This window comes from Arthrobacter sp. H41 (genome assembly GCF_000520535.1).
In the GTDB taxonomy this organism is placed as follows: domain Bacteria; phylum Actinomycetota; class Actinomycetes; order Actinomycetales; family Micrococcaceae; genus Arthrobacter_D.
Genome location: NZ_KI914842.1, coordinates 3,146 through 6,506, shown reverse-complemented (window position 1 = coordinate 6,506; position 3,361 = coordinate 3,146). Strand labels below are relative to the sequence as shown.

Here is a 3,361-nt window from a genome sequence, read left to right as displayed (position 1 = left end):
GCCGCTTCGTTGGTGGCTACGAGCACGAGCGGCCGGTTGTTGGCGGTGCCCGCCGCGGCGACTACCGCGGCGCCGGAGCCGAGCCTGGCGCGTAGGTCGAGGGCGAGGGTCCGCAACTCGTCGGCACCGCCGACCGCGCCGGCGTCGTGCGCGATCAGACGCAGCCCGTCGATATCCTCCGCCGTGCCGGTCAGCGACGCCGCTGCCGCCGTCAGCTGCTCCCTCCGCAGCCTCTCAAGCTCCTTCTCGGCGGCCTTGAGCTTGCTGAGCGTCGCCGAGATCCTTTCGGGCAGCTGGACGGACGGCACTTTGAGCAGGTCCGACAGCTGGGTGACGAGCGCCCGCTCGGCTGCGAGATGACGGAACGCGTCCATCCCCACGAGTGCCTCGACCCGGCGGTTCCCCGACCCGACCGACTGCTCGCCCAGCAGGGTCAGGCTGCCGATGAGCGACGTCGATGCCACGTGCGTGCCGCCGCACAGCTCCCGGGACCAGTCGCCGTTCATCTCCACCACACGCACCGTGTTCCCGTACGCCTCGCCGAAGAGCGCTGTGGCACCCTGGGCCCTCGCGTCGTCGAGCGACATGATCTTCGTCTCGACCTGGTGGTTGTTGCGGATGGCGATGTTCGATACTTCCTCGATCTCGGAACGGGCCGCCGCGCTGATGCCCTCGCCCCAGGCGAAGTCGAACCGCAGGTAGCCGGCCTTGTTGAAGGATCCGCGCTGCAGCGCTTCCGGGCCGAGGATCTGGTGGAGCGCTGCGTGGACGATGTGCGTTCCGGAGTGCGCCTGCTCCCCGGCGTGCCGGCGCTGGCGGTCGACGGCGGCGGTCACCGTCGCGCCGACGGAGAGCTCCCCCTCCCGGATCACTGCACGGTGGACGCTGAGGCCCTTCACGGGGCGCTGCACGTCGAGCACCTCGACGACGAAGCCGTTCCCGGTGATCATGCCGACGTCGGCGGCCTGGCCTCCGGCTTCGGCGTAGAAGGGGGTGCGGTCGAGGATCAGCTCCACCTCGTCCCCCTGGAAGGCGACGGGCACCGCCTGGCCGTTGCTGACCAGGCCGCGGACCGTTCCCTCGTCCGTCAGTTCCTCGTAGCCGGTGAAGATGGTCGATCCGCCGCTGAGTAGCTCGGAGAAGACCGAGAGGTCCGCGTGGCCGGTCTTCTTGCCCTTGGCGTCCGCCTGGGCGCGCTGGCGCTGCTCGAGCATCAGGGCGCGGAAGCCGTCCGCGTCGACGGCGAGACCTGCCTCCCCCGCCATCTCCAGCGTGAGGTCGATGGGGAACCCGTACGTGTCGTGCAGGGCGAAGGCGTCCTGGCCGGACAACGGGCGGTCCGCCGCCTTGGACTCCCGCACCGCATCCTCGAGCCGGGCGGTGCCGGACGCGATGGTCCTCAGGAACGCCTTCTCCTCGGCGTAGGCGATCCGGCTGATCCGGGCGAAGTCCTCCTCGACGATCGGGTACACGCCCTTCATGGCGTCCCGTGAGGCAGGGAGCAGTTCCGGGAGGCAGGCCTTCTCCACCCCGAGGAGCCGCATGGCGCGCACGGCGCGGCGGATGAGACGGCGGAGCACGTACCCGCGACCCTCGTTCGACGGCGACACGCCGTCGGCGATCAGCATGAGCGAGGACCGGATGTGGTCGGCGACCACCCTCATGCGCACGTCGTTGGTGTGGTGGGGATCGTCGGCCGATTCGGCGCTCGTGTACTCCCGTCCGCTCAGCTCGGCTGCGCGGTCGAGGACGGGACGCACCTGGTCGGTCTCGTACATGTTCTCGACGCCCTGGAGGATCATCGCGAGGCGCTCCAGTCCGAGGCCCGTGTCGATATTCTTCTTGGGCAGTTCGCCGAGGATCTCGAAGTCGTCCTTGCCCGTTCCCTCGCCACGCTGGTACTGCATGAAGACGAGGTTCCAGATCTCCACATACCGTGAATCATCGGCTTCAGGGCCGCCGTCGACACCGTAGGCGGGCCCGCGGTCGTAGAAGATCTCGGAGCAGGGGCCGGCCGGGCCGGGCTGTCCCGTGGACCAGTAGTTGTCGGCCCGGCCCATCCGCTGGATCCGCCCGGCGGGCACGCCCACCTGGTCGCGCCAGATCTCGAGCGCCTCGTCGTCCTCGGAGTAGACGGTGATCCACAGCTTCTCGGCCGGCAGTCCGTACCCGCCCTGGTCCACGTCGGTGGTCAGCAGATCCCAGGCCATGCGGATCGCATCGCTCTTGAAGTAGTCCCCGAAGGAGAAGTTGCCGCACATCTGGAAGAACGTGCCGTGCCGTGCCGTCTTGCCGACTTCTTCGATGTCGCCTGTGCGGATGCATTTCTGGACGCTGACCGCACGATCATAGGGGGCCTCCTCGCGCGCCGTCAGGTAGGGAATGAAGGGGACCATTCCGGCGACGGTGAAAAGCAGCGAAGGATCACTCGACACCAGGGAAGCCGAGGGCACCACGGTGTGCCCGTTCTTCTCGAAATAGCTCAGCCAGCGGTCTGCGATTTCATGGGATTTCATCGGACTGAATCCTTTGTCTCAAGCGTGTGTCTCAGGCGTGGAAAAGTAACGGGTGCATGCCCGGAGGTTGCGTAACGGACGGCCCCGGCTAGGAAGCTGCGCGGCGGCCCGCGACAACGGGCTGCGCGGCGGTCTGCGACGAGGCAGGCACGTCGACGCCGAGAGCCGCCTTGAGGTCCGCTTCGCGTTCCCGCATGCCGGAGCGGAAGGCGTCCGCGAACTCCGAGATGCTGTCACCGACCTGGCCCACCGCGCGGTTCAGGCCCTCCGGACCCAGGGTCGACTTCACCCGGGATACCTTCCGTACTGCAAGAACTCCGATGGCGACGCCTGCTGCCATCCAAAAGGCTCTTCGAATCATGGTCGATCTCCTGCTTCTTCGCGGCTAGCGGCTGCGACGGCGGCGTGCTGGAACGTGGCGGCCGGCGAACGCGGAGCGGACGCCGTAGGAAAACGCAGCGACCTTGATGAGCGGCGCTCCGAGGGTTGCCGCCGCGAGCGAGGACAGGGCGGAGAGATTGGCCGATGCATCCGAGACGTGGGAGGTGATGCCGTCCACGGTTTTCAACTGCTGGTGGGTGGTGCTGACGGTACTGGTGACTTCCTCGATCAGCGGGGTGGTTTCGTCGGTGACGGTGCGGATGGAGGCACGCAGCTCGTCGAACACCTTGCCGAGCTTCCAGATGGGAACAGCCAGCAATCCGACCAGGATAGCGAACACACCGGCCGCGATCAGGCCGGCAATATCTCCACCGGTCATGGGCAGTCTCCTTTTGAGCGATTCTTCTGCGGGGCCGCCGGACGGCGGGTTTCTTCTTACCTTACCTACCCAATAGCCCGCGGCG

The 3,361-nt window shown here is 67.5% G+C and carries 3 protein-coding genes; all 3 read right to left on the bottom strand.

Going from position 1 to position 3,361, the window contains the following annotated elements; all coding sequences use genetic code 11:
* Positions 1–2,516: alanine--tRNA ligase (gene alaS / locus Y705_RS0116035; RefSeq protein ID WP_026533581.1), on the bottom strand; the 2,516-nt coding region annotated here is incomplete at its 3' end.
* An 88-nt stretch (positions 2,517–2,604) separates the two neighbouring features.
* Positions 2,605–2,856, bottom strand: a complete 252-nt coding sequence (locus tag Y705_RS20755; RefSeq protein ID WP_049822902.1) for a hypothetical protein — start codon at positions 2,854–2,856, stop codon at positions 2,605–2,607.
* Positions 2,857–2,901: 45 nt separating this feature from the next.
* Positions 2,902–3,276: a DUF948 domain-containing protein gene (locus tag Y705_RS0116025; RefSeq protein WP_026533580.1), complete on the bottom strand. Its 375-nt coding sequence runs from the start codon at positions 3,274–3,276 to the stop codon at positions 2,902–2,904.
* Positions 3,277–3,361 lie beyond the last annotated feature (85 nt).